The organism is Rhizobium sp. 01T417 (genome assembly GCF_056398905.1).
The window spans coordinates 130,598-152,688 of record NZ_JBFTQH010000003.1 but is presented as its reverse complement, the minus strand read 5'-3'; the positions used below and the strand labels follow the sequence as shown (position 1 = coordinate 152,688).

Annotated in this window: 21 protein-coding genes and 1 pseudogene; 14 read left to right on the top strand and 8 right to left on the bottom strand. The window is 62.0% G+C overall.

Annotated features, from left to right (window positions below; genetic code table 11):
* Nucleotides 1–25 precede the first annotated feature (25 nt).
* The gene (locus AC1DPR_RS04595) at nt 26–430 is read right to left on the bottom strand and encodes a DUF2946 family protein (RefSeq protein WP_113470544.1); all 405 of its coding nucleotides are present in this window, start codon (nt 428–430) and stop codon (nt 26–28) included.
* 123 nt (nt 431–553) lie between these two features.
* Between AC1DPR_RS04595 and coaBC the strand changes: the two genes are divergently transcribed.
* Nucleotides 554–1,762 (top strand): bifunctional phosphopantothenoylcysteine decarboxylase/phosphopantothenate--cysteine ligase CoaBC, encoded by a 1,209-nt coding sequence (coaBC, locus tag AC1DPR_RS04590; RefSeq protein ID WP_018855154.1) that lies wholly within the window; start codon nt 554–556, stop codon nt 1,760–1,762.
* Here the strand turns inward: coaBC and AC1DPR_RS04585 are convergent.
* The gene (locus tag AC1DPR_RS04585) at nt 1,752–2,561 is read right to left on the bottom strand and encodes a class II glutamine amidotransferase (RefSeq protein WP_113470543.1); all 810 of its coding nucleotides are present in this window, start codon (nt 2,559–2,561) and stop codon (nt 1,752–1,754) included. The genes coaBC and AC1DPR_RS04585 overlap by 11 nt on opposite strands.
* Nucleotides 2,562–2,820: 259 nt before the next feature.
* Here AC1DPR_RS04585 and AC1DPR_RS04580 point away from each other — a divergent pair, with 259 nt between their 5' ends.
* From AC1DPR_RS04580 to otsA, 6 genes are all read left to right on the top strand, one after another.
* Nucleotides 2,821–3,732 (top strand): pirin family protein, encoded by a 912-nt coding sequence (locus AC1DPR_RS04580; protein ID WP_112666230.1) that lies wholly within the window; start codon nt 2,821–2,823, stop codon nt 3,730–3,732.
* Nucleotides 3,733–4,181: 449 nt separating this feature from the next.
* Nucleotides 4,182–4,859, top strand: a complete 678-nt coding sequence (locus AC1DPR_RS04575) for a FadR/GntR family transcriptional regulator (RefSeq protein ID WP_018116802.1) — start codon at nt 4,182–4,184, stop codon at nt 4,857–4,859.
* On the top strand, nt 4,856–6,148 hold the full coding sequence (locus AC1DPR_RS04570) for a CynX/NimT family MFS transporter (protein ID WP_113470542.1): 1,293 nt from the start codon (nt 4,856–4,858) through the stop codon (nt 6,146–6,148). The genes AC1DPR_RS04575 and AC1DPR_RS04570 overlap by 4 nt, the downstream gene beginning before the upstream one ends.
* Before the next feature lie 147 nt (nt 6,149–6,295).
* Nucleotides 6,296–7,759 (top strand): S10 family peptidase, encoded by a 1,464-nt coding sequence (locus tag AC1DPR_RS04565; RefSeq protein WP_192304089.1) that lies wholly within the window; start codon nt 6,296–6,298, stop codon nt 7,757–7,759.
* A gap of 89 nt (nt 7,760–7,848) precedes the next feature.
* The gene (otsB, locus tag AC1DPR_RS04560) at nt 7,849–8,643 is read left to right on the top strand and encodes a trehalose-phosphatase (protein ID WP_113470540.1); all 795 of its coding nucleotides are present in this window, start codon (nt 7,849–7,851) and stop codon (nt 8,641–8,643) included.
* 41 nt (nt 8,644–8,684) lie between these two features.
* On the top strand, nt 8,685–10,061 hold the full coding sequence (gene otsA / locus AC1DPR_RS04555) for an alpha,alpha-trehalose-phosphate synthase (UDP-forming) (protein WP_477815804.1): 1,377 nt from the start codon (nt 8,685–8,687) through the stop codon (nt 10,059–10,061).
* Between the two features lie 8 nt (nt 10,062–10,069).
* Here the strand turns inward: otsA and AC1DPR_RS04550 are convergent, their stop codons facing one another.
* Nucleotides 10,070–10,972 (bottom strand): choline sulfate utilization transcriptional regulator, encoded by a 903-nt coding sequence (locus tag AC1DPR_RS04550; RefSeq protein ID WP_113470539.1) that lies wholly within the window; start codon nt 10,970–10,972, stop codon nt 10,070–10,072.
* 182 nt (nt 10,973–11,154) lie between these two features.
* Here AC1DPR_RS04550 and betC point away from each other — a divergent pair, with 182 nt between their 5' ends.
* A complete protein-coding gene (gene betC, locus AC1DPR_RS04545) occupies nt 11,155–12,669 on the top strand; it encodes a choline-sulfatase (RefSeq protein WP_113470538.1) in 1,515 nt (504 codons plus the stop codon).
* Nucleotides 12,670–12,723: 54 nt separating this feature from the next.
* Nucleotides 12,724–12,933: a TOBE domain-containing protein gene (locus AC1DPR_RS04540; RefSeq protein WP_018855162.1), complete on the top strand. Its 210-nt coding sequence runs from the start codon at nt 12,724–12,726 to the stop codon at nt 12,931–12,933.
* 3 nt (nt 12,934–12,936) lie between these two features.
* Here the strand turns inward: AC1DPR_RS04540 and tsaA are convergent, their stop codons facing one another.
* Nucleotides 12,937–13,458 (bottom strand): tRNA (N6-threonylcarbamoyladenosine(37)-N6)-methyltransferase TrmO, encoded by a 522-nt coding sequence (tsaA, locus tag AC1DPR_RS04535; RefSeq protein WP_113470537.1) that lies wholly within the window; start codon nt 13,456–13,458, stop codon nt 12,937–12,939.
* 54 nt (nt 13,459–13,512) lie between these two features.
* A complete protein-coding gene (locus AC1DPR_RS04530; protein ID WP_018116811.1) occupies nt 13,513–15,096 on the bottom strand; it encodes a peptide chain release factor 3 in 1,584 nt (527 codons plus the stop codon).
* A gap of 90 nt (nt 15,097–15,186) precedes the next feature.
* On the opposite strand from AC1DPR_RS04530, the gene dut reads away from it, so the two are divergent.
* Together dut and AC1DPR_RS04520 are read left to right on the top strand one after the other, a co-directional pair.
* On the top strand, nt 15,187–15,657 hold the full coding sequence (dut, locus tag AC1DPR_RS04525) for a dUTP diphosphatase (protein WP_018855164.1): 471 nt from the start codon (nt 15,187–15,189) through the stop codon (nt 15,655–15,657).
* Nucleotides 15,654–16,556: a GNAT family N-acetyltransferase gene (locus tag AC1DPR_RS04520; RefSeq protein ID WP_477815803.1), complete on the top strand. Its 903-nt coding sequence runs from the start codon at nt 15,654–15,656 to the stop codon at nt 16,554–16,556. The genes dut and AC1DPR_RS04520 overlap by 4 nt, the downstream gene beginning before the upstream one ends.
* A gap of 1 nt (nt 16,557) precedes the next feature.
* Here the strand turns inward: AC1DPR_RS04520 and AC1DPR_RS04515 are convergent, their stop codons facing one another.
* On the bottom strand, nt 16,558–17,028 hold the full coding sequence (locus AC1DPR_RS04515; RefSeq protein ID WP_025658657.1) for an Lrp/AsnC family transcriptional regulator: 471 nt from the start codon (nt 17,026–17,028) through the stop codon (nt 16,558–16,560).
* Nucleotides 17,029–17,131: 103 nt separating this feature from the next.
* Between AC1DPR_RS04515 and AC1DPR_RS04510 the strand changes: the two genes are divergently transcribed.
* Nucleotides 17,132–18,028 carry a DMT family transporter gene (locus AC1DPR_RS04510; protein WP_018855167.1) on the top strand — a complete coding sequence of 299 codons (897 nt, stop codon included), beginning with the start codon at nt 17,132–17,134 and terminating at the stop codon, nt 18,026–18,028.
* A 32-nt stretch (nt 18,029–18,060) separates the two neighbouring features.
* Here the strand turns inward: AC1DPR_RS04510 and AC1DPR_RS04505 are convergent, their stop codons facing one another.
* Nucleotides 18,061–18,579, bottom strand: a complete 519-nt coding sequence (locus tag AC1DPR_RS04505) for a Dps family protein (RefSeq protein ID WP_018855168.1) — start codon at nt 18,577–18,579, stop codon at nt 18,061–18,063.
* 206 nt (nt 18,580–18,785) lie between these two features.
* Here AC1DPR_RS04505 and AC1DPR_RS04500 point away from each other — a divergent pair, with 206 nt between their 5' ends.
* Both AC1DPR_RS04500 and cysK read left to right on the top strand, forming a co-directional pair.
* Nucleotides 18,786–19,403, top strand: a complete 618-nt coding sequence (locus tag AC1DPR_RS04500; protein WP_018116817.1) for a LysE family translocator — start codon at nt 18,786–18,788, stop codon at nt 19,401–19,403.
* 132 nt (nt 19,404–19,535) lie between these two features.
* Complete coding sequence (gene cysK, locus AC1DPR_RS04495; RefSeq protein WP_113470535.1) at nt 19,536–20,498, top strand: cysteine synthase A; 963 nt, start codon at nt 19,536–19,538, stop codon at nt 20,496–20,498.
* A 48-nt stretch (nt 20,499–20,546) separates the two neighbouring features.
* Here the strand turns inward: cysK and AC1DPR_RS04490 are convergent.
* Nucleotides 20,547–22,077, bottom strand: a pseudogene (locus tag AC1DPR_RS04490) (YifB family Mg chelatase-like AAA ATPase).
* Between the last annotated feature and the right edge of the window lie 14 nt (nt 22,078–22,091).

Genomic DNA, 22,091 nt, shown 5'->3' with positions numbered 1-22,091 from the left:
ACGCGCGCGAGGTCGAGCGATGACGTCAGGCGGTAATGGGAGGTGCTCGCGGTTCAGCGATCCGCCCGCGTAAAGCGGGCAAAACGTCAGCATCGGTTCGGATCGCTGCGTCGATTGCAGTTTCGACTACGACGTAGAGGACCGCCGCCTGCGCGGCGAGAACTGCCGGCATGGCAGCCGATGCCAGACGGCAGAGCGTGCCGCACGGCCACTCGGGCGCCTTCTTGGCCGGCAAGTTGCCATGTCCGGCATCGTCGATGGAACCGTGTCCGCTTGAAGAGCAGATGATTGCGAAGGGATCGACGGCGGACGCCATGGAACCCTGCACAGTGCCGCTCAGCAGTCCTTGGATCAGGAATAGACAGGCGACCAGCAGCGCGACGGCGCTGGCCGATACCCGATCCCGCAAGATGCTTCGCATGGTCCCCATGCTTCGCTCCATGCCACAAGAGGGCAGCATTGTCACTGCGACCAACGCGCTTCCGGTGCCGATTGCTTATTATTCCCCAAAGGCTTAGGGTTTGATGCAATCAGATAATCGATGGGAAAAGCCATGGTTCTCAGCGGCAAACGCATCCTCCTCATCATTTCAGGCGGGATCGCGGCCTATAAAAGCCTGGACTTGATCCGACGGCTCAGAGAGCGGGGTGCGTCCGTGCGACCGCTGATGACGACGGGGGCGCAGGAATTCGTGACGCCGCTTGCCGTCGGCGCGCTCGCCGCCGATCATGTGTTCACCGATCTTTTCTCCCGCCAGGACGAGCAGGATGTCGGCCATATCCGGCTGGCGCGCGATTGCGACCTCGTGCTGATTGCGCCGGCGACGGCGGACCTGCTCGCCAAGATGGCGAACGGGCTTGCGGACGACCTTGCCTCGACGGTGCTGCTTGCGACCGACCGTCCGGTACTCGCCGCCCCCGCCATGAACCCGCACATGTGGGCGCATCCGGCAACCAAGCGCAACGTCGAGACCCTGCGCGGCGACCATATCCGTTTTATCGGACCGATGTCAGGCGAGATGGCGGAGAGCCGCGAAGCGGGCGTCGGCCGGATGGCTGAGCCGCTCGAGATCGTCGCGGCCGCGGAAGCGCTGCTCAACGATGGACCGAGGCCGCTTACCGGCCGCAAGGCGATCGTCACCTCGGGGCCGACTCATGAGCCGATCGACCCTGTGCGCTACATCGCCAATCGCTCTTCCGGCCGTCAGGGGCACGCGATTGCCGCCGCCCTCTCCGCCCTTGGGGCGGATGTGACACTCGTTTCCGGGCCAGTCTCGGTCCCTGATCCCATGGGTGTGAAGGTCATTCACGTCGAGCGCGCAGACCAGATGCGCGACGCCGTTCTCGCCGCGCTTCCCGTCGATGTCGCGGTGATGGTTGCGGCCGTCGCCGACTGGCGTGTTGCCTCGGCCGCCGACCAGAAGATCAAGAAGCATCCGGGCGAATCCATCCCGACGCTCGCGCTGACTGAAAATCCCGATATTCTGAAGACCGTCGGTCATCACACGCTGCGGCCGAAGCTGGTGATCGGCTTTGCGGCGGAGACCCAGGATGTCGAGAGCAACGCCATGGCGAAACTCGAACGCAAGGGGGCTGACATCATCGTCGCCAACGACGTTTCGCCCGCAACCGGCATCATGGGCGGCGTTCGCAACAGGGTGAAGATCGTCGCTCACAGCGGCATCGAACAGTGGCCAGACCTTGCGAAGGAAGAGGTTGCGACGAAGCTCGCGGCGATGATCGCTGAACGGCTCAAGCAGTAATCGCGACCGGGGCGGTCTTTGGCACGGCCAGCGCCGGACGAAACGGTGCGATATCGAGGCCAATGTCGGCAAGCGTAACGGCACTGCCATCCGGGATCTCCGTCCAGGCATCGACATCGTCGTTGAGCGGCTCGGACACCAGGCAATAGCCCCTGCCGACAGGAGACGCGTAGAGCGTCGGCGCCTTGCGGTCGGTCGCATAACGGATCGCATAGAGTAACTTGCCATCGGAAAAGGCGGCCGTGTAGCGCACCAAGACTGAACCCAGGACGTTTTCGGCAAGGCCCTCAACGAAGCGTATCATCTCCGCCATGGCTGCCATCGGCGTCTGGCGCAGGCCAAACTGCAGGGCGAGCAGGAACATCAGTTCGGAATCGGTGGTCCCGCCGCGCGCGTTGAAAAGCTCATCGTCTAGCATGGCCTCCATGGGACGGCGCAGCCGTTCGAAGCCTGAGATCTGGCCGTTGTGCATGAAGGACCAGTTGCCGAAGGTGAAGGGATGGCAGTTGTCGCGCCGCGTGCCGCCGCCGGTGGCGGCCCGCACATGCGCCAAGAACAACGGCGACCGGATCTGCCGCGCAAGGCTCTTCAGGTTGCAGTCGGACCAAGCCGGCAAGGTATCGCGGTAGCGCCCTGGCTCCAGCCGGTCGCCATACCAGGCGATGCCGAAGCCGTCGCCATTGGTGGGGGTTTTGGCGCGGGTGGCGCAATGCGACTGCTCGATCAAGGAGTGCGCGGGCGAGGACACCAGTTCCTCCAGATAGAGGGGGTCTCCACGATAGGCTGCCCAGCGACACATGCTCTTTCCACTCCCGAGCCCGCCCTGAGGCGGGAGAATGCCGAAACGCGACAGTGATTGTCGAATCCGATGGTTAATAAGACCTGAACGGCCTCGTGGCTTGCAAGCGGAAGATGACAAATTTCCGGCGGCGGACGCGATCACATTGCGCAATGGCGCATCTTCTTTTGTGAACAGTGCGTTGCCGGGCAGGCTGATTTCGCGGATGCCGGTCAGGCGGCTATAGTCCCGGGCAAGTTGAACCCTTCGAGAGGATGCCATGTCGATCCGTCCCGTAAAGCATATGAGCACCGCAACTCCGACGATGGAGGGCGCCGGCGTGAAGCTGCATCGCGTCTTCGGCTTCGGGGATCCGTCAATGACCGACCCGTTCCTTATGATGGACGATTTCCGCAATGACAATCCGGCCGAATACATCCGTGGGTTTCCCTGGCATCCGCATCGCGGCATCGAGACGATCACGTACGTGCTCGCCGGCACGGTCGAGCACGGCGACAGCCTCGGCAATCGCGGCCTGCTCGGCGCCGGCGACATCCAGTGGATGACGGCCGGCAGCGGCATCATGCACCAGGAAATGCCGAAGGGCGATTTCGCCGGACGGATGCACGGCTTCCAGCTTTGGGCCAACCTGCCCTCGTCGCTAAAGATGACGGCGCCACGCTATCAGGACGTCAAATCCGCGGACATTCCTGTCGTGGTCGACGACGACGGCACTGCCGTACGCGTTATCTGCGGTGACTTTTGGGGCAAGGCGGGCCCGGTTGACGGCGTGGCTGCCGAACCGATCTATCTCGACGTCTCGGTGCCGCCGGGCAAGAAGAAGCGCCTGCCCGTCGACACCTATCGCAACGCCTTTGCCTATATCTTCGTAGGCTCCGGCACGTTCCGCGACGCCTCCAAGCCGTATGGCGTCCGCGTCGAGAAGGAGGTCAACGGGGAGGAGTTGAACATTCGCGATATGTCCGGCAACCGCACGCTCGTCGTCTTCGACAGCGGTGATGAAGTGACCGTGCAGGCCGGCGACGAAGGCATCCGCTTTCTGCTCGTTTCGGGCAAGCCGATCGAGGAGCCGGTCGCCTGGCATGGGCCGATCGTCATGAACTCGCGAGAGGAGATCATGCAGGCGATGCGGGAACTGCAGAACGGCACCTTCATCAAGGCCGCACATTGAGCCGGCTTATCCACAGGCGCTACCGCTAAATCTGTATATCGACACAACGAAACAACATTTCATTGTAAACGTTGGCGTATTCCCGACAGCGAGGAAATGAAATCGGGCATTCCTGAAGATGTGGCAGCGACTCGGCCGAGGTTTTTTCTTGCATCGCGGACGAATCATCCTACCTTCTTTCCATCGACAACAGAACGAAAGGAAGGTGATCCAATGTCTAATGAGATTTCAGACCTCGTAAAAGGCATGGAAGTGGTGATGAAAGCGAGGCAGCCCTCGCTCTAAGCCCCACCTTCCTAGGATCGCTTTGACGGTCCGGCCATTTACAGGCCAGAACTCATGGAAAGGGTCGCCTCGAGCGGCCCTTTTCATTTTCCATCACAGGATTGACGACGCCCACGATCTTGGCGTATTCGTAAAGTCATCAAATGACTTTACGAATACCGACGATGCAACCACTCGCAAAAACGAAGCTTGCCGACACGGCCATCGAGGCAATCCGCGCCGAGATATTGGGTAAGCGTTGGGCCGTTGGGGAAAAACTGCCCAACGAGGCAACGCTGTCGTCCATGCTCTCCGTCAGCCGCGGCACCATACGGGAAGCCGTCCGCGTGCTGGTGTCGCAGGGCCTTCTCGAAACCAGGCAGGGCTCCGGAACCTACGTGCTGTCTACCACCGATACGAGGCTGCCGCTCACCATGGCGCGTCGTGCCGGTCTGCGTGATCTCTTCGAGGCCCGGTGTGCACTCGATGTCGAGGCGGCGCGGCTGGCCGCGGTACGACAAACTCCGCAAACCATTGCGGAATTGAGGGCGCTTCTCGCCAAGCGGGGCAATTTCGAAGGCGGCGACAAAAGCGGCTTCGTCGAACGCGACCTTGCCTTCCACCAAGCCGTCATTGCGGCTTCCGGCAACCGCGCGATGGTTGAGATCTATCAGTTCTTCTCCGCCTCGATCGCCGAAACGATCGCGGCGACTTTGGACAATGAGATTCCCGAGCCTGATCTGCAGGCGCATGCCGACATCATCGACGCGATCGCCACCGGCGATCCGCAACAGGCCGACGCGGCCGTTCGCCGCTTCATGGCTCCCATCATCAGCGCTCTCGACCGGATGCTCCATTCATGACCACCCCCCTTCAGGACTCCGCGGAGGTCTACGACCTCGCGGACGAGCAACTTATCGATGCCGAAGCCGATAGCGTTCCCCAACCACAACCCCCAGTGGGCAGCAGTGCAGCGGCACGCTTCCTTCTCGGGGTTAGTCTCGTCCTGATCGCCTTCAATCTGCGGCCGGTCTTCTCCAGCGCCTCCGCGCTGCTGCCCGAAATCAAGACGGAACTCGGCCTCTCGTCGCTCGGCGCCAGCTTGCTGACCACCCTGCCCGTCGTCTGCCTCGGTGCTTTTTCGCCAGTGGCGCCGCGGCTTGCCCAACGAATCGGAGCAGAGCGTACGCTTCTGGGGGTACTCATCCTGCTGGCCCTCGGGACAGCGCTCCGGGGCCTTTCATCCGTTCCGCTACTGTTTATCGGCACCGCGCTCGCCGGCGCTTCCATTGCTGTCGGCAACGTGCTGCTGCCTGGCTTGGTCAAGCGTGACTTTGCCGATCGCGCCGCGCTGATGACCGGCTTCTACACGATGGCGCTCTGCGCGGGCGCGGCAAGTGCTGCGGGCTTCACGTTGCCGCTCGAGCACGTTCTCGGCGACTCGCTCTCCAGCGCACTGGCCGCCTGGGGGCTGCCCGCGCTGATCGTCGGGATCATCTGGTTGCCGCAAGTGCTGTCCACCAAGAGCCAGGTCAAGCGCAGCGGCTTTTCCGTCCAAGGACTCTGGCGAGACCGGCTGGCATGGCAGGTCACGCTCTTCATGGGCCTGCAGTCTGCTCTGGCTTATTGCGTATTCGGCTGGCTCGTTCCCATCCTGCGCGAGCGCGGCGTTGACGGTGTCACCGCGGGAGCGATCGTTTCGGTATCGGTGATGGTTCAGGCCGCGGCTTGCCTTGTAGCTCCGCAGATCGCCGTGAGGGGCAAGGATCAGCGACTGATCAACGCGTCGCTCTGTGCCGTCGCCGTCGTCGCCTTGCTCGGCCTACTGTTTGCGCCGCTCTCGACGATCTGGGTCTGGGCCGTGCTGCAGGGCATCGGCCAGGGCGGCCTGATCGCCGTCGCCATGACGACAATCGTGCTGCGCTCCCGCGATCCGCATGTGGCGGCCCATCTTTCCGGCATGGCGCAATGCGTGGGCTACCTGCTTGCGGCGATTGGCCCGCTGGTCGTCGGGCTCATCCGCGGCTGGACCGGCAGCTTTGCGTGGTCGGCCGTGCTTTTCGTCGCGCTTGGCGCCGGGGCTGCGATCAACGGCTGGAACGCCGGCCGCGCGGAATATGTGAATGCGCAGACGATCGAAAAAATGGACTAACGCCCCCCTCACCATCTGTTGATTTCTCCCGCCAGACGGCGATGTTTAGGTTACGCCTCCAATACCGCTTCCGTCGGAGGACAAGTTTTGCGTTTCCTATCCGCCATCCTGCTTGCAACAGCCTTGCTGGCGCCACTCGCACCCGCCATGTCGCAGGAGGGTCGAGGCGAACCTGCCACACGGGCCTCATCGAGCGACGGCGTACTGAAGCTGCTGCCGGAGGACTCGGTCACCCAACACGCACTGAAGATCGGCGACCGGACGCTCGACTATGTGGCCACGGCCGGAACGCTTGATCTCTTCGCGCAAGACGGCACCAAAACAGGCGCTATATTCTACACGGCCTATGTCGCCAAGAAAGGCGCCCCCGACCGCCCGCTGACCTTTGCCTTCAATGGCGGCCCCGGTGCGGCGTCGGCATTCCTGCATCTCGGCCTGATGGGGCCGCGTATCCTGGACTTCGGCCCGAAAGGCGACGATGGGGCCGACGCGAAGTTGGTCGACAACCCGCACACCTGGCTCGACTTTACTGATCTTGTTTTCATCGATCCGATCGGAACTGGCTGGAGCCGGACCGCCAAGGCCGACGACGCCTCCAAATACTACAACGTCAATTCCGACGCAGAGAGCATCGCGAAGGCGATCGCTCTTTATGTCACTCACAACAATCGATCCGGTTCGCCCAAGTATCTTCTCGGCGAGAGCTATGGCGGCTTTCGCGCCGCCAAGGTGGCCGGCGCCCTGAAGGACAGCCAGGGCATTATCGTCTCGGGCGCGATCATGCTTTCGCCGCTGCTCGAGGGGCAACTGATGTTCAATGCTGATCAGTTTGCGCTCGGCGCGGCACTCGAATTCCCCTCGCTTGCAGCAGCGCACATGGACAGACGCAGCGCTTTCGATGAAGGGCAACAGCGCGATGCGGAGAAATTTGCGCTTGGCGACTATCTCACGACACTCGCCGGCCCGACGCCAACAGGCGAAGCCGCTAAGGCCTTTTACGAGAAAATTGCCGGCATGACCGGGATCCCCTCAGATGTCGTTGAGAAGAACCGTGGCTTCCTCGGAAATGCTTACGCCAAGCAATCAGAAGGGCAGGACGGGCGCGTTGTCAGCCCTTACGACGCGGCGTTCTCGACGCCCGATCCTTATCCGGAATCAGACTCCGATCGCGGCGACGACGCCATCCTCGACGGCTTCACCCGTGCCTATGGCGGGGCCTTCGCCGACTATGCGCGCAGTGAACTCGGATTCAAGACCGAGATGACCTATTCGCTGCTCGACAGCGATATCAATCGCAAGTGGGAATGGGGCGGGCGTGGCGGCGGTTCCATGCGGCAGGCGAGCGTTACCGACGATATCCGCCAGCTTCTCGCCTCCAATCCGAAATTCCGCCTGCTGATCGCCCATGGCTATAGCGATCTCGTGACGCCCTATGGGGTGAGCCGCTATGTTGTCGACCACCTGCCGGCGTCGCTTGCCGGCGAGCGCGTGGCGCTGAAGGTTTATCGTGGCGGCCACATGTTCTATACGCGGGCCGACCAGCGCGCTGCCTTCACCGCCGGTGCCAGGGCCTTCTTCGCCGGACGTTCCGCTGCAATGCCGGCTGAATGAACTGGTATCCAACGCGAAAACCTGAGATTTTCTCGCGTTTTACGCCAAAATGGGTTGCCTTCGGCCGATGCCGACATAGGTAAGTCACCATGTCATACCCCAGTAAGCCATTTCCTGCCACGATGCCGCAACCGGCCTCGGGGCAGACGGAATTGCTGAGCGCCCTTTCGTCCTCCCCTCAAGACTGCGCTCTTTTTCTCGATATCGATGGGACGGTGCTTGACCTGGCCGAGATGCCGGACGCGATTGTCGTGCCGCCGTCTTTGCCGGCGGCGCTTGACGCGGTCTCGCGAAGGCTTGGCGGTGCGCTTGCCTTGGTAACAGGGCGAGCGCTTGCCTATGCCGACGCGCTGTTTGCGCCATTTCGTTTTCCGATCGCCGGCTTACACGGCGCCGAACTCCGTCGACCTGATGGCAGCGTCGCGAAAGCCGAGACCACTGGCGCATTCGAAGCGATGAAAGCGGATCTTCGCGGGGCGGCTGAAAGCCTGGACGGCGTCATCGTGGAAGACAAAGGCGCCGCCGTTGCCGCTCACTATCGCCTTGCGCCGCAGAGGCAGGCAGAGGTGGAGCCGATCATGGAGGCGATGCTGTCCAAGGTAGGGCCCGACTGGACCTTGCAGCGCGGCAAGATGGTTCTCGAAATCCGACCGGCCAGCGCCGACAAAGGTCAGGCCATAGAGGCGTTTCTTTCGATGCCGCCATTTGCCGGCAGGCGTCCGATCACCATCGGTGACGACGTCACGGATGAGGCGATGTTCCGTGTCGCCAATCGCCAGGGCGGCCTCTCCGTTCGGGTCGGCTCGCCCTCCGACACCACCGCCGCCTTGACGCTGCCTTCGGCGTCGGCGGTGCGGGAACTGATCGCGCAGCTCGCCGTTTGATCCCAAGCACCACGTGCTGCCCTCCCAGGAAAGGAATTTTCGTGTCCCGTCTCGTCATCGTTTCCAATCGCGTGCCAGCTCCCGTGAAGGAGGGCGCAGCCTCGGCCGGCGGACTGGCGGTGGCGCTGAAGGCGGCGCTAGAAGAACGCGGCGGTATCTGGATGGGTTGGTCCGGCAAGTCGAGCGAAAACAACGAGCCCGGCCCGCTCTCCCTGACGGAGGAAGGCAAGATCACCTATGCACTGACCGATCTCACCGGCAAGGACGTCGAGGAATACTACTTCGGCTTCGCCAATCGCGTGCTTTGGCCGATCTGTCACTATCGGCTGGACCTTGCGGAATACGGCCGCAAGGAGATGGCGGGATATTTCCGCGTCAATCGCTTCTTCGCGCATCGGCTGGCGCCGTTGCTAAAGCCTGACGACATCATCTGGGTACATGACTACCATCTGATTCCGCTGGCCGCGGAATTGCGGCAGATGGGCTTCAAGAACCGCATCGGCTTTTTCCTGCACATTCCCTGGCCGCCCGCCGATGTGCTCTACACCATGCCGGTTCACGAGGAGATCATGCACGGACTTGCGGCCTACGATCTTGTCGGCTTCCAGACGGACCACGATCTGGAGAACTTCGCCGGTTGCCTTCGCCGCGAGGATATGGGCGATGCCATCGGCGACGGCCGCTTCACGGCGAATGGTAAGGTCTTCAAGGGCGGAGCCTACGGCATCAGCATCGAGACGGCCGCCTTTGCCGAGTTCGCCAAGAGGGCCGGCAGCCATCACATAGTGCAGAGGGCGCGGCAGAGCATCAAGGACCGCGACCTGATCATCGGCGTCGATCGGCTGGATTACTCCAAGGGCATCACGCAGCGGCTGGATGCCTTCGAGCGCTTCGTCGTCAACAATCCGGCCCACCAGCGCAAGGTCACCTATCTCCAGATCACCCCGAAATCGCGGTCGGAGGTGCCGGAATACGAACAGATGCAACGCACCGTCGCGGAGCAGGCAGGCCGCGTCAACGGTGCCTTGGGAACCGTGGACTGGGTGCCGGTCCGCTATATCAACCGCTCCGTCAGCCGCCCAATCCTCGCCGGTCTCTATCGGCTCGCCAAAGTCGGACTGGTCACGCCGCTTCGCGACGGCATGAACCTCGTGGCAAAGGAATATGTCGCAGCGCAGGACCCGGAAGATCCCGGCGTTCTGGTGCTCTCCCGCTTTGCAGGCGCGGCGCGCGAATTGAAGAGCGGCGCGCTGCTGGTCAATCCCTATGATATCGAAGGAACGGCCAACGCGCTGGCGCGCGCCCTGAACATGCCGATGGAAGAGCGCCGCGAGCGCTGGCAGCGGATGATGGACTATCTGCTTGAGCACGACGTGTCGCGCTGGTGCGACGACTTCCTCAATGACCTGGCTGCCTGAGCGCGAGTTCAGACGATTCCCGCCTCTGCCATAAGCCATGCCGTGAGCAGATCGCTTTGAGCGTCGCGGGTTCGCGGCGGCAACAGCCAGTAACCCCGGTCCGGCGCCTCCAGCGTCGGGCCTGCGGTTCTCAGCATTCCCGACGCGAGCAGCGGATCGACGAGGCCCATCCATCCGATGGCAACGCCCTGCTCACCGATAGCGGCCTGCACGACCAGAGAGTATGTGTTGAAGCTCAGATCGCCCTGCCCCGCGTTAGGATTGCGACTGACCCCGAGTTGCGCGAAGTACCGCCGCCAATCGAACCAAGGCGAAGGCTCCGGCGCATCGAGATGGATCAGGCGTGCGCGGGCAAGGTCAGCCGGCGTGACGATAGCGCCATGGCGATCAAGGAAGCCCTGCGTACAGACGGGCGTGACCCTTTCCGGCAAGAGCAGAACGGCCTGGCGCTCGAACTCCGCGCGCGTACCAAAGACAACGGCAACGTCGCCGTCATCAGAGCGGTCGCCCTGCACTCGCTGCGTCGCGACAATCTGAATATCGACGTTCGGGTAAAGGGCGCGGAACGCATGCATGCGCGGAATCAGCCATAGCGCGGAAAACGCATAATCCGTGCGCAGCCGGATGATCGGCCGATCTGCTTCGTTGCGGAATCGCCGCGCCAGTTCATCGATGTCGCTGACACTCTTTGCCACGACATCGAGGAGACGCTGGCCTTCCGGCGTCAACTCCACTCCCCGATGCTGCCGCTTCAACAGGCTGACGCCGAATTGCTCCTCCAAACGACGGATCTGATAGCTCACGGCCGGCTGAGTCAGGCCAAGAACACTTGCCGCCGCCGACAGGCTCCCAGTCTTGCCAATTTCCGCGAAGATGCGCATCCACCCAAGATCGAGACGACGGCTTTCCATAAAAATTCCTTAGAGGAGACGTCAAAAAATGCCTACTTCACAGGTCATGCGATATTGATAATCAATAAATCAAACAGATGGCAAACATGAGGGATTCTCGAACTCTAAGCAGCCGATGCCAACTAGAAGACCTCCGCAGACGCGGCTAAGTTCCCGCTCTCGCAAACTGAAGGACGATACGCATGGCGCGCCCGAATATTCTCATTCTGATGGTCGATCAGTTCAATGGCACGCTGTTTCCAGACGGACCGGCTGATTTTCTTCACGCGCCTCATCTGAAGGCCCTGGCAGAGCGTTCGGTGCGCTTCGCCAACACATATACGGCAAGTCCGCTTTGCGCCCCGGCACGGGCATCCTTCATGTCCGGGCAGTTGCCGAGCCGGACTCGCGTTTATGACAATGCCGCCGAGTTTGCGTCCGATATCCCGACCTTCGCGCACCACCTGCGGGCGGCGGGCTATCATACCGCCCTGTCGGGAAAGATGCATTTCGTCGGCCCCGACCAGCTGCATGGCTTCGAGGAACGTCTGACGACCGACATCTATCCCGCCGATTTCGGCTGGACGCCTAACTACACCAAGCCCGGCGAGCGCATCGACTGGTGGTACCACAATCTCGGCTCGGTGACGGGCGCCGGCGTTGCAGAAATCACCAATCAGATGGAGTATGATGACGAGGTCGCCTACAACGCGACCCGCAAGCTCTACGACCTCTCGCGCCGTCACGACGACCGCCCCTGGTGCCTGACGGTGAGCTTCACGCATCCGCACGACCCCTATGTCGCGCGCCGCAAGTACTGGGACCTCTACGAGAATTCCCCAGCGCTGGATCCGGAGGTCGGCACAATTCCGTTCGACGAGCAGGATCCGCACTCGCAGCGTCTGTTGAAAGCCTGTGACTATGATGCCTTCGACATCACGCCGGAACAGATCCGGCGCGCGCGACAGGGCTACTTCGCCGGTATCTCCTACATCGACGACAAGATCGGCGAGATCCTTGACGTGCTCGAGCGCGGGCGGATGGCGGACAATACGATCGTTCTGTTCGTTTCCGACCACGGCGACATGCTTGGCGACCGCGGCCTCTGGTTCAAGATGTGCTTTTTCGACGGTTCATCGCGGGTGCCTCTGACGATCGCGGCGCTGGGCTGGACACCGGCCTCTATCCGGCAGCCTGTCTCGACGCTTGATGTGACCCCGACGCTGGCGGCACTGGCGGGCATCGACATTGCCAAGCTGGCGCCATGGACGGATGGCGAGGACCTGACGCCACTTGCAACAGGCACTGGCGGTCGTGGCCCGGTGCCCATGGAGTATGCCGCGGAAGGGTCGGAAGCGCCGCTCGTCTGCCTGCGGGATGGCCGCTTCAAGCTGACGCTCTGCGACAAGGACCCGCCGATGCTATTTGATCTGGAGGCGGACCCGAAAGAGCTGATCAACCTCGCCGGCGATACCGGGTATGCCGACGTCCTGGCGAAGCTCACAGCCCTGGCCGAGAAACGCTGGAACCTGCAGAATTTCGATGCCGCCGTGCGCGAAAGCCAGGCACGCCGCTGGGTGGTCTACGAAGCGTTGCGGAATGGGGCGTACTATCCTTGGGACTACCAGCCACTGCAGAAGGCGTCAGAACGTTACATGCGCAACCACATGGATCTGAACGTACTAGAGGAAAGCCAGCGCTATCCGCGCGGCGAGTAGATTGCAGCAGCACACCTCAGCCACTACACTCCGCACGCAAAACAGGAGGCGTCGATGCAGATCAGTGCACGCAATCGCTTGAAGGGAAAGATCGTCGAGGTGAAGAAGGGTGCGACCACGGCGCACGTCCGGATCGATATCGGCGGCGGCTCCATCGTCACGGCCTCAATCACCAACGAAGCGGTCGACGAACTCGGGCTTGCCGCAGGCGGCGACGCCTATGCGGTCATCAAGGCCTCTGATGTCATGATCGCCGTCGACTGACCGTCAGGCTTTCCTGCAATAATGTACCACGTCGTCGCCGGTCTGGAAATCGCCAGGCTGCGGCGGCGCGATCGGCTTGAACAGCGTGCGATCGGGCTTCAGATCGAGAAGCGGTGTCCCGTCCAGGCAATCCATCCCCCGCACCAGCAAGACGCCGTCTTCGACCCCTTCCAGCTTGACGATCGAGGTACCGATCGGATTTGGCCGCACCGGCGAGCGAAGCGAAAACGTGCCATGGACTTTTCCGCTATTGGCGGGGCTTTGCAGAACAAGATCGCGCCGCGCCCGATCCAGCCAATAAAGTATTTCCAGCCGCTCGAAGGCTTCCACGCCCTGGAGAGCCTGTTTCCAAGGCTCGAATATCTCGATTTTGCAGAGCGGACCGTCGTGCCGCCCCTGGCGCGGTGTCTCCATGCGCGAGGTCCAGGGCGTCGAGATACGCCCGATGAACACTAGGCCAGCGTCGGTCGCCGGGGGCACTTCAACCGCGACCTCATTTTCCCTGATTTCATTCTCGCAAACCATGAACCGCTCCCTTTCGGAACGGCATCATGGCAGATCGTTGTATCCAATCCAATATCACGCCGCCTTGACGGCGTGATATTCCTTGAGGGCGGCCATCTTGATCGCCGGATAGCGCTCGGCCTCGTAACGCAGCGAGAAGCTGTCCTGCGCCAGGAACACCGGATCATGATCCAGATCCCGCGCGATATCGCCGCGACGCGCGGTGATGAACTTTTCGAGCTCCGCCGGCTGATCGGCCGAAATCCAGCGGCAGACGGAAAAGCGCGACATTTCAAAGGAAACCGGCAGGCCATATTCGGCCATCAGGCGCTCCTTCAGAACATCGAGCTGCAGGGCGCCGACAACGCCAACGATAGCCGGCGAACCATCTTCCGGCGAAAACAGCTGGACGACGCCTTCTTCAGCCATCTGCTGTAGCGCTTCCTTGAGCTTCTTCGCCTTCATGGCGTCTTCCAGACGTACGCGGCGCAGGATTTCCGGCGAGAAGTTCGGCACGCCCTGGAACACCAGCGACTCTCCTTCCGTCAGCGTATCGCCGATGCGCAGCGTGCCGTGATTAGGAATGCCGACGACGTCGCCGGCGTAGGCCGTATCGGCAAGCTGCCGCTGCGAGGCGAAGAAGAACTGCGGCGCGGTGAGACCGAGCTGTTTGCCGGTACGCGACAGGCGAGCCTTCATGCCGCGCTCGAGCTTGCCGGAGCAGATGCGGGCAAAGGCGATGCGGTCGCGATGGTTCGGGTCCATGTTGGCCTGGATCTTGAAGACGAAGGCGGTCATCTTGTTGTCGGTCGCCTGCACGGTGCGGATATCGGCCACCTGGTCGCGCGGCGGCGGCGCAAACTCGCCGAGCGCGTCAATGAGGTCGCGAACGCCGAAATTGCGCAGCGCCGAACCAAAGAAAACCGGCGTCAGATGGCCTTCGAGGAAGGCCTTCTTGTCGAAGGGTTTGCAGGCCTCGATCGCCAGCGTCGTCTCCTCGACGAACGCGTCGCGCTCGTTTTCCGGCAAGCGATGGGCAACCATCTCGGGATCGGTGACCTTCGTCATGATCTCCTGCGTGTCGGCACCGCGCACCTCGTTCGTTGCGAGGTGATAGGAGCCGCAGAAGGTCTTCGACCGTCCGATCGGCCACGTCACCGGCGCGCAATCGAGCGCCAGCTTTTCCTCGACTTCATCCAGGATCTCGAACGGGTCGCGGCTTTCGCGGTCCATCTTGTTGATGAAGGTGATGATCGGAATGTCGCGCATGCGGCAGACTTCGAACAGCTTCAGCGTCCGCGGCTCGATACCTTTGGCGGCGTCTATCACCATGACCGCGGCATCGACGGCCGTCAGCGTGCGATAGGTGTCGTCGGCGAAGTCTTCGTGGCCGGGCGTATCGAGAATGTTGAAGACATTGTCCTTGTACTCGAACGTCATGACCGAGGTGACGACGGAAATGCCGCGCTCACGCTCGATCTTCATCCAGTCGGAGCGCGTCTGCATGCGATCCTTCTTTGCCTTGACTTCGCCGGCAAGCTGGATGGCGCCGCCGAACAGCAGCAGTTTTTCGGTGAGCGTGGTCTTACCCGCGTCCGGGTGCGCGATAATAGCGAATGTGCGGCGGCGGGAGACCGCCTCGGCGAGACTTTCGGCCATGATGTGAATCCTGTGGAATTGCGGCGTATCTAGCGATTAAAGCCCGTCATTGCAATTGACCTTGGCGCATCGGGCGCAAACTAATGCCCCATGACAATCCATACCGATACGCGCCCGACGCTCAACATCATCCGCCTCGCCAATGGCCAGGGCCTCGATCTGCCCACTTACGAAAGCAAGGGGGCGGCCGGCATGGACCTGCGCGCCGCCGTTGATGCCGACGCGCCGACCATTCTACAGCCTGGCAAGCGTGCGCTGGTGCCGACGGGCTTCGTCTTCGAAATTCCGGAAGGATTCGAGGGCCAGGTACGCCCGCGCTCCGGCCTTGCCTTCAAGCACGGCCTCACCTGCCTCAATACGCCGGGAACGATCGACAGCGACTATCGCGGCGAGGTAAAAGTCCTGTTGATCAATCTCGGCGAAGAGCCGTTTGAGATCACGAGGGGCATGCGCATCGCGCAGATGGTGATTGCGCCGGCAATCCAGGCCCATATCTGCGAAATCTCCGAGGCGAGTGCCACGGCGCGCGGCGCTGGTGGCTTCGGCTCGACCGGCGTATGACCTCCAAGGGTATCGATCATTCCGGCCTGACCTTCCGCCGAGACTATTTCGGCGACCTCAAGGCCTGGCAGGCACTGGTCGATCTCCTGAAAGACACATTCGCTATCGATATCGGCCCGTTGCAGCAAATGGGCGGGCCGGACCCGAGCAGCATGCCCTTCGGCTGGTTTGACGGCGATGGCCTGCTTGCCGCCAATCTTTCGGCCTTTGCAATGCCGCTTGTTATCAACGGTCGACCGCTGAATGCTGCCGCCTTCCAGTCCGGTGCGGTTCGCCCGCCTTGGCGTGGGCGCGGCTTGTATCGCGACCTGACCCAAAAGGCGCTCGCCTGGTGCGAGGAGAAGGGTTTCGAAGCCATCGTGCTCTACACCGACAAGCCGGCGCTCTATGGACCTTACGGCTTTCGCGTGCTGCCGCTGCACGCTTATTCCGGCAAGGCACCGACGGTACCGAAAGCACAGAGGTCGGCCCGGCGTCTCAATCCGCGAGAAACGGCAGACCTGAAGATGTTAAGCGCCGCCTTGAAGACGCGTCAGCCGGTTTCGGACGTGCTCGCCGTTTGCGAGAGCGCCGCGATGTTTCTGATCAACACCCAGCTCGATCCTGGCGTCAGGATCAGCTGGCTGGAACGGGAACGGGTCGCAGTTGCATGGAAGATGGACGCGCCGCGACATGTCATGCTGCTCGACGTCGTCGGCGGCAGTATCCCGTCGCTCGCGACGATCATTGGTGCACTCGACGTCGAGGCTGAGATCGTCGATGTGCTGTTTTGCCCGGACAAGCTTGACTGGAGTGGACAGGCGAAGCCTCTTGAGAGCCACACGCGTCTGATGATCCGAGCGCCCGGCACCATCGCCTTCGATCGACCAGCCATGCTCTCGCCGATGGCCGACTTCTGAGCTACCGCTCGCGCGAAAGCGGAGGCAGACGCCGCTTGACCGGCGATGCCTTGACCATCGAGGTGCTTGTTTCGGCCTTCTCCGCAACCTTGTCGAGGATCGTGTCGAGTTCCGGCATCGAGCGGACGACGAGCCGGGCAATGAAACAGTCATCTCCCGTCACCTTGTCGCATTCCACGAACTGAGGCGTCTCCTGGATGATCCGCTGAACGACATGCAATTGCCCGGGCAGCGGCCGAACGCGCACGATCGCCTGCAGCGGATATCCAAGTGCGGCCGGGTCGATGTCGATCGTGAAGGCGGCGATGATCCCGCGCTCTTCCAGGCGGCGGAGGCGTTCAGCGGCACTGGGCGAGGACAGCCCGGCAGCCTGGGCCAGTTCCTTCAACGAGATGCGGGCGTTCTCCGCCAACGCCTCCAGGATCTTCTGGTCGACATCGTCGATCACATTATCATTAGGCGAAACAGACATTATACCTCACAATGATAGGAAATAGCCGCAACCAACCTAATGCAAACTATATAATGCAGCGCACTGCCGCAATAGTCTTCATCCATCGAGATGGAGAAATGTGATGCAGAGCGAAATCCGCGCCGGCACGACCCAGATGACCGCCGCAATGCTGATATCGGGGACAATCGGTTGGTTCGTGGTGATGTCGGGCCAGCCGGTGAGCGGCGTGGTGTTCTGGCGCTGCCTCTTTGGCGCGATCAGCCTGCTTGTCGTATGCGCGGCAATGGGGCTGCTGCGACCGGGCGTCATCAGCCTGAAATCGGCAGGCATCGCTGTCCTCGGCGGCGTGGCCATCGTGCTCAACTGGTTGCTGCTCTTTGCATCCTACGGCCACGCATCGATTTCGATCGCGACGACCGTCTACAACACGCAGCCTTTCATGCTGCTTGCGCTGGGCGCCCTGTTCCTCGGCGAAAAGATCACCGCCGCAAAGCTGTTTTGGCTGACGCTGGCCTTTGCCGGCATGGCGGCCATCGTCGAGGCCAAGCCGGCCGCGGCGGGTGGCCATGAGGGATATGGCCTCGGTATCCTGCTGGCGCTCGGTGCCGCCTTTTTCTACGCTCTCGCGGCGATCGCGGCAAAATGGCTCAAAGGAACGCCGCCGCATCTTATCGCGCTGATCCAGGTGGCGACCGGCGTGCTGATGTTGCTGCCGACGGTGAATTTTTCTGAGCTGCCCACAAATGGCCAGTCATGGTCGATCCTGATTACCCTGGGTGTCGTGCATACCGGTCTGATGTATGTGCTGCTTTATGGCGCGATCCAGAAGCTGCCGATCCATCTGATCGGAGCGCTGTCATTCATCTATCCGATTGCGGCGATCCTGGTGGACCGTTTGGCCTTCGGACACGCCTTGCAGCCGCTGCAGCTCGTCGGCGCTGCCGTCATTCTGGTCGCTGCGGCCGGAATGAACCTTGGCTGGACGCCCGCGCAGCTGTTGCGTACGCGGGCGGGCTGATGATTTAGAGCCTTTCAGGTTTAAAGGACCGGCTACTTCTGCTGCCGGGTCGTTTCGAACAGGAACCAGGTGCGGCGCTCAGCCTCGTCGATCCAGACCTCCAGCAGGCTTGTCGTCGCGAAATCATTATGCTCTGAGCAGACATCGTGCGTCTCGCGCAACAGCGAGACCAGCTGCTTGTTGTCATCACGCAGTTCCGCCAGCATGTCCTCAGGCGTGACGTAGTCTGCATCGTTGTCGTTGATGCGTTGCAGGCGGCCGATATGGCCGATCGAGCGCAGTGTCGTGCCGCCGATTTTGCGGGCGCGCTCGGCGATCGCATCGGTGGTGGCGAAGATCTGCTCGGCCTGCTCGTCGAGCATCAGGTGATAGTCGCGAAAATGCGGCCCCGACATGTGCCAGTGGAAATTCTTGGTCTTCATGTAGAGCGCAAAGACATCCGCCAGCAGCGCCGCCAGGGCGGCCGAAATATCCTGAATGGCATTGCTTTTCAGGTCGGTGGGGGTGGCGAGCGGGGCGAGTTTGCGCTTTTCGGCGGCAGTGGGGCTCATCAGTGTCTCCTTTGGCGAGCGGCGGGTGGCAGGTGTCGGCGCGGTGGGGGGATGCAGGCTCCACCAGCCATAATCACCGCCTTGGAACTAGAACCGCGACAGGCAGCGTCAATAGCGACAAGCGACCGCAGCATGATGACAGAACGACGCTCCTTGAATGGAGCGAGCCGCAGGCGTAGAAGGCGGCTGAAGCAGGAGTCCACATCATGTCATTCACCGCCCTTTTAGCTTACGCTGCGGCGCTGTTCATCGCGGCGGCAATTCCGGGACCGGGCATCACGGCGATCGTCGCGCGCGCGCTCGGTTCGAATTTTCGCGAGACGTTTTTCATGGGCCTCGGCCTCGTGCTGGGCGACATGACCTATCTGACTGCCGTCATCCTCGGGCTCGCCTTCGTGGCACAGACCTTCACCGAGGTCTTCATCGTCATCAAGGTCGCCGGTGCGCTCTATCTCTGCTACATCGCCTACAAGCTATGGACCGCCGGGCTGCTGCCCCAGGACATCGCGGCCAAGAAGGCAAGCAGTGCCGGCATGAGCTTCCTGTCCGGACTGCTGGTCACGCTCGGCAACCCCAAGACCATGCTTTTCTACGTCGCCCTGGTGCCGACGCTGATTAATATCAACAGCGTCGGACCTCGCGAATACTGCACCCTCCTGGCAACCACCTTCGTCGTCCTGCTCGTGGTTCTGGTGCCCTATATGCTGCTGGCGTCGCGGGCGCGCATCATGCTCAAGCAGCCGCGCGCGCTGCAGGCGCTGAACAAGACAGCGGCAGGCATTCTGGCCGGTACGGCAGCCTTTATCGCCACCCGTACGGCGTGAAAAATTCAACCGGCAAAGTTCGGTTCTTAAAGGTTTTTTTCTCAAAGGATGGCCTCAAGCGGGTGAAGCCAGACTGGTTTCCATGCGCCTTTGACCCTATTCTCTCCGCACATTTCACCCAGGGAGAGCCTAATGTCGAAGAAACCTGGCCGCGGCCGCATCTATTCCTCGATCACCGAAACCATTGGCGATACACCGATCGTGCGGCTCGACAAGCTCGCCAAGGCGAAAGGCGTAAAGGCGAACCTGCTGGCCAAGCTTGAGTTCTTCAATCCCATCGCGTCCGTAAAGGACCGCATCGGCGTCGCGATGATCGAGTCTCTGGAATCGCAGGGCAAGATTTCGCCCGGCAAGACGACCCTCATCGAGCCAACATCGGGCAATACCGGGATTGCGCTGGCTTTCGCCGCTGCGGCGAAGGGATACAAGCTGATCCTGACCATGCCGGAAACCATGTCCGTCGAGCGCCGCAAGATGCTGGCGCTGCTTGGCGCCGAGCTCGTGCTGACGGAAGGTCCGAAGGGCATGAAGGGTGCGATCGCCAAGGCTGAGGAACTGGCTGCGACGCTCCCGGATGCGATTATCCCGCAGCAATTCGAAAACCCGGCCAACCCGGAAATCCACCGCCGCACGACGGCCGAGGAGATCTGGAATGATACCGACGGTACGGTCGACATCCTTATTTCCGGCATCGGCACAGGCGGCACCATTACGGGCGCCGGCCAGGTGCTGAAGTCGAAGAAGCCCGGCATCAAGGTGGTCGCCGTCGAGCCGACGGAATCTCCGGTCCTTTCCGGCGGCCAGCCGGGACCGCACAAGATCCAGGGTATCGGCGCAGGCTTCGCGCCGGCAATCCTCGACACCCATATCTACGACGAGATCGTTACGGTAAGCGGCCCCGAGGCGCTGGAACTTGCCCGCGAAGTCGCCAGGCTCGAAGGCGTGCCCGTTGGCATCTCCTCCGGCGCAGCACTGGCCGCTGCTATCCAGGTCGGCCAACGAGACGAGAATGCTGGGAAAAATATAGTTGTGATCATTCCGTCCTTTGCCGAGCGCTATCTCTCGACCGCGCTGTTCGATGGCCTTGGAAGCTAGGCAACGCCTTTTCTGCAGCATCTGGGGCGCCTCGGCGCCCCTTTCTGTTCAGGCAGCCGTGCTTAGCCGCTCACCGGCGATGCGATAGGAAATTGCCTCAGCGAGGTGAATGCGGCCCACCGTCTCGTTACCGTCGAGATCCGCGAGAGTGCGCGCCACCTTCAGCACACGATGGTAGCCCCGCGCCGAAAACCTCATTTTCTCGGCCGCATCGCGGAGCAATTGCAGGCCGGCAGGTTCGGGCGCGGCGTATTTCTCGATCATGGCGGTTGAGCAGCGAGCGTTGGTGCCGACGCCTTCAAGCCCGGCCGCCTCAAAACGGCTACGCTGGATATCGCGGGCACGGCCGACGCGGCGGGCGACATCCGCGCTCCTTTCAACCGGCATCGACCGGATGAGATCGACAGCGGAAACGGCGAGCACATCGATGCGGATGTCGATACGATCCATCAGCGGACCTGATATGCGCGCCTGATAATCCGTCATGCAGCGCGGGCCGCGGGCGCAGCTGTGGCCGGGTTCGCCGGCCATGCCGCAGCGGCACGGATTCATGGCCACAACCAGCTGGATGCTGGCGGGGTAAGCCACGCGATGATTGGCGCGTGCGATGATGCACTCGCCCGTTTCCAGAGGTTGGCGAAGGGCATCCAGCGCCTGCGGCGAAAACTCCGGGAACTCATCCAGAAACAATACGCCATGGTGGGCAAGCGACGCCTCGCCGGGCTTCGCTCGAAGACCACCTCCGACCAGTGCCGCCATCGTTGCCGAATGATGGGGGGTCCGGAAGGGGCGTCGATCCGAAAGCTTTCCGCCGGACAATTGTCCGGCCACCGAATGGATCATCGAGACTTCGAGCAGTTCGGCAGCCGAAAGCGATGGCAAAATCGAGGGCAGCCGAGCGGCGAGCATCGATTTTCCCGAGCCGGGAGGACCGACCATCAGCAGATTGTGGCCACCAGCCGCAGCCACCTCGAGCGCCCACTTGGCACTCTCCTGCCCTTTGATATCGGCTAGATCAGGCAGGTTCGCCGTATTCGCGCGGATCGCCGGTTCCGGACGGGCGGGACCTGGGTGCCATGAAAGTGATTGGCAGCGCGATGAGGCTGCGCGGCGCGAGGATGTCGATATCGGGACCGGCCCAGGCTGCCTCCGCACCGCTCTCGGCCGGACAGATCAAGCCCTTGCCGATCGCGTTGGCGCCAATGGCCGCCGGCAGTAGCCCGGCAACGGGAGCGATCGTGCCGTCGAGATTGAGCTCGCCGATAACCACGTAGCCGGAGAGCGCGTCCGCGGGGATCGCGCCGAGAGCGGCCATCAAGCCGAGGGCAATCGGCAGATCGAAGTGGGAGCCCTCTTTCGGCAAGTCGGCCGGTGCCAGATTGACGGTAATCTTCTTGGCTGGCAGAGCCAGGCCGGAGGCGTGCAATGCCGCGTGAACGCGCTCTCGACTTTCGGCAACGGCCTTGTCCGGAACCCCAACGATCTGGGTCACGACCCGCCCGGGCGCGACCATGACCTGAACTTCGACCGGAACATCCTCAATGCCCTGAAATGCAACCGTGCTGACGCGTGCGACCATGCCCCAATCCCCTG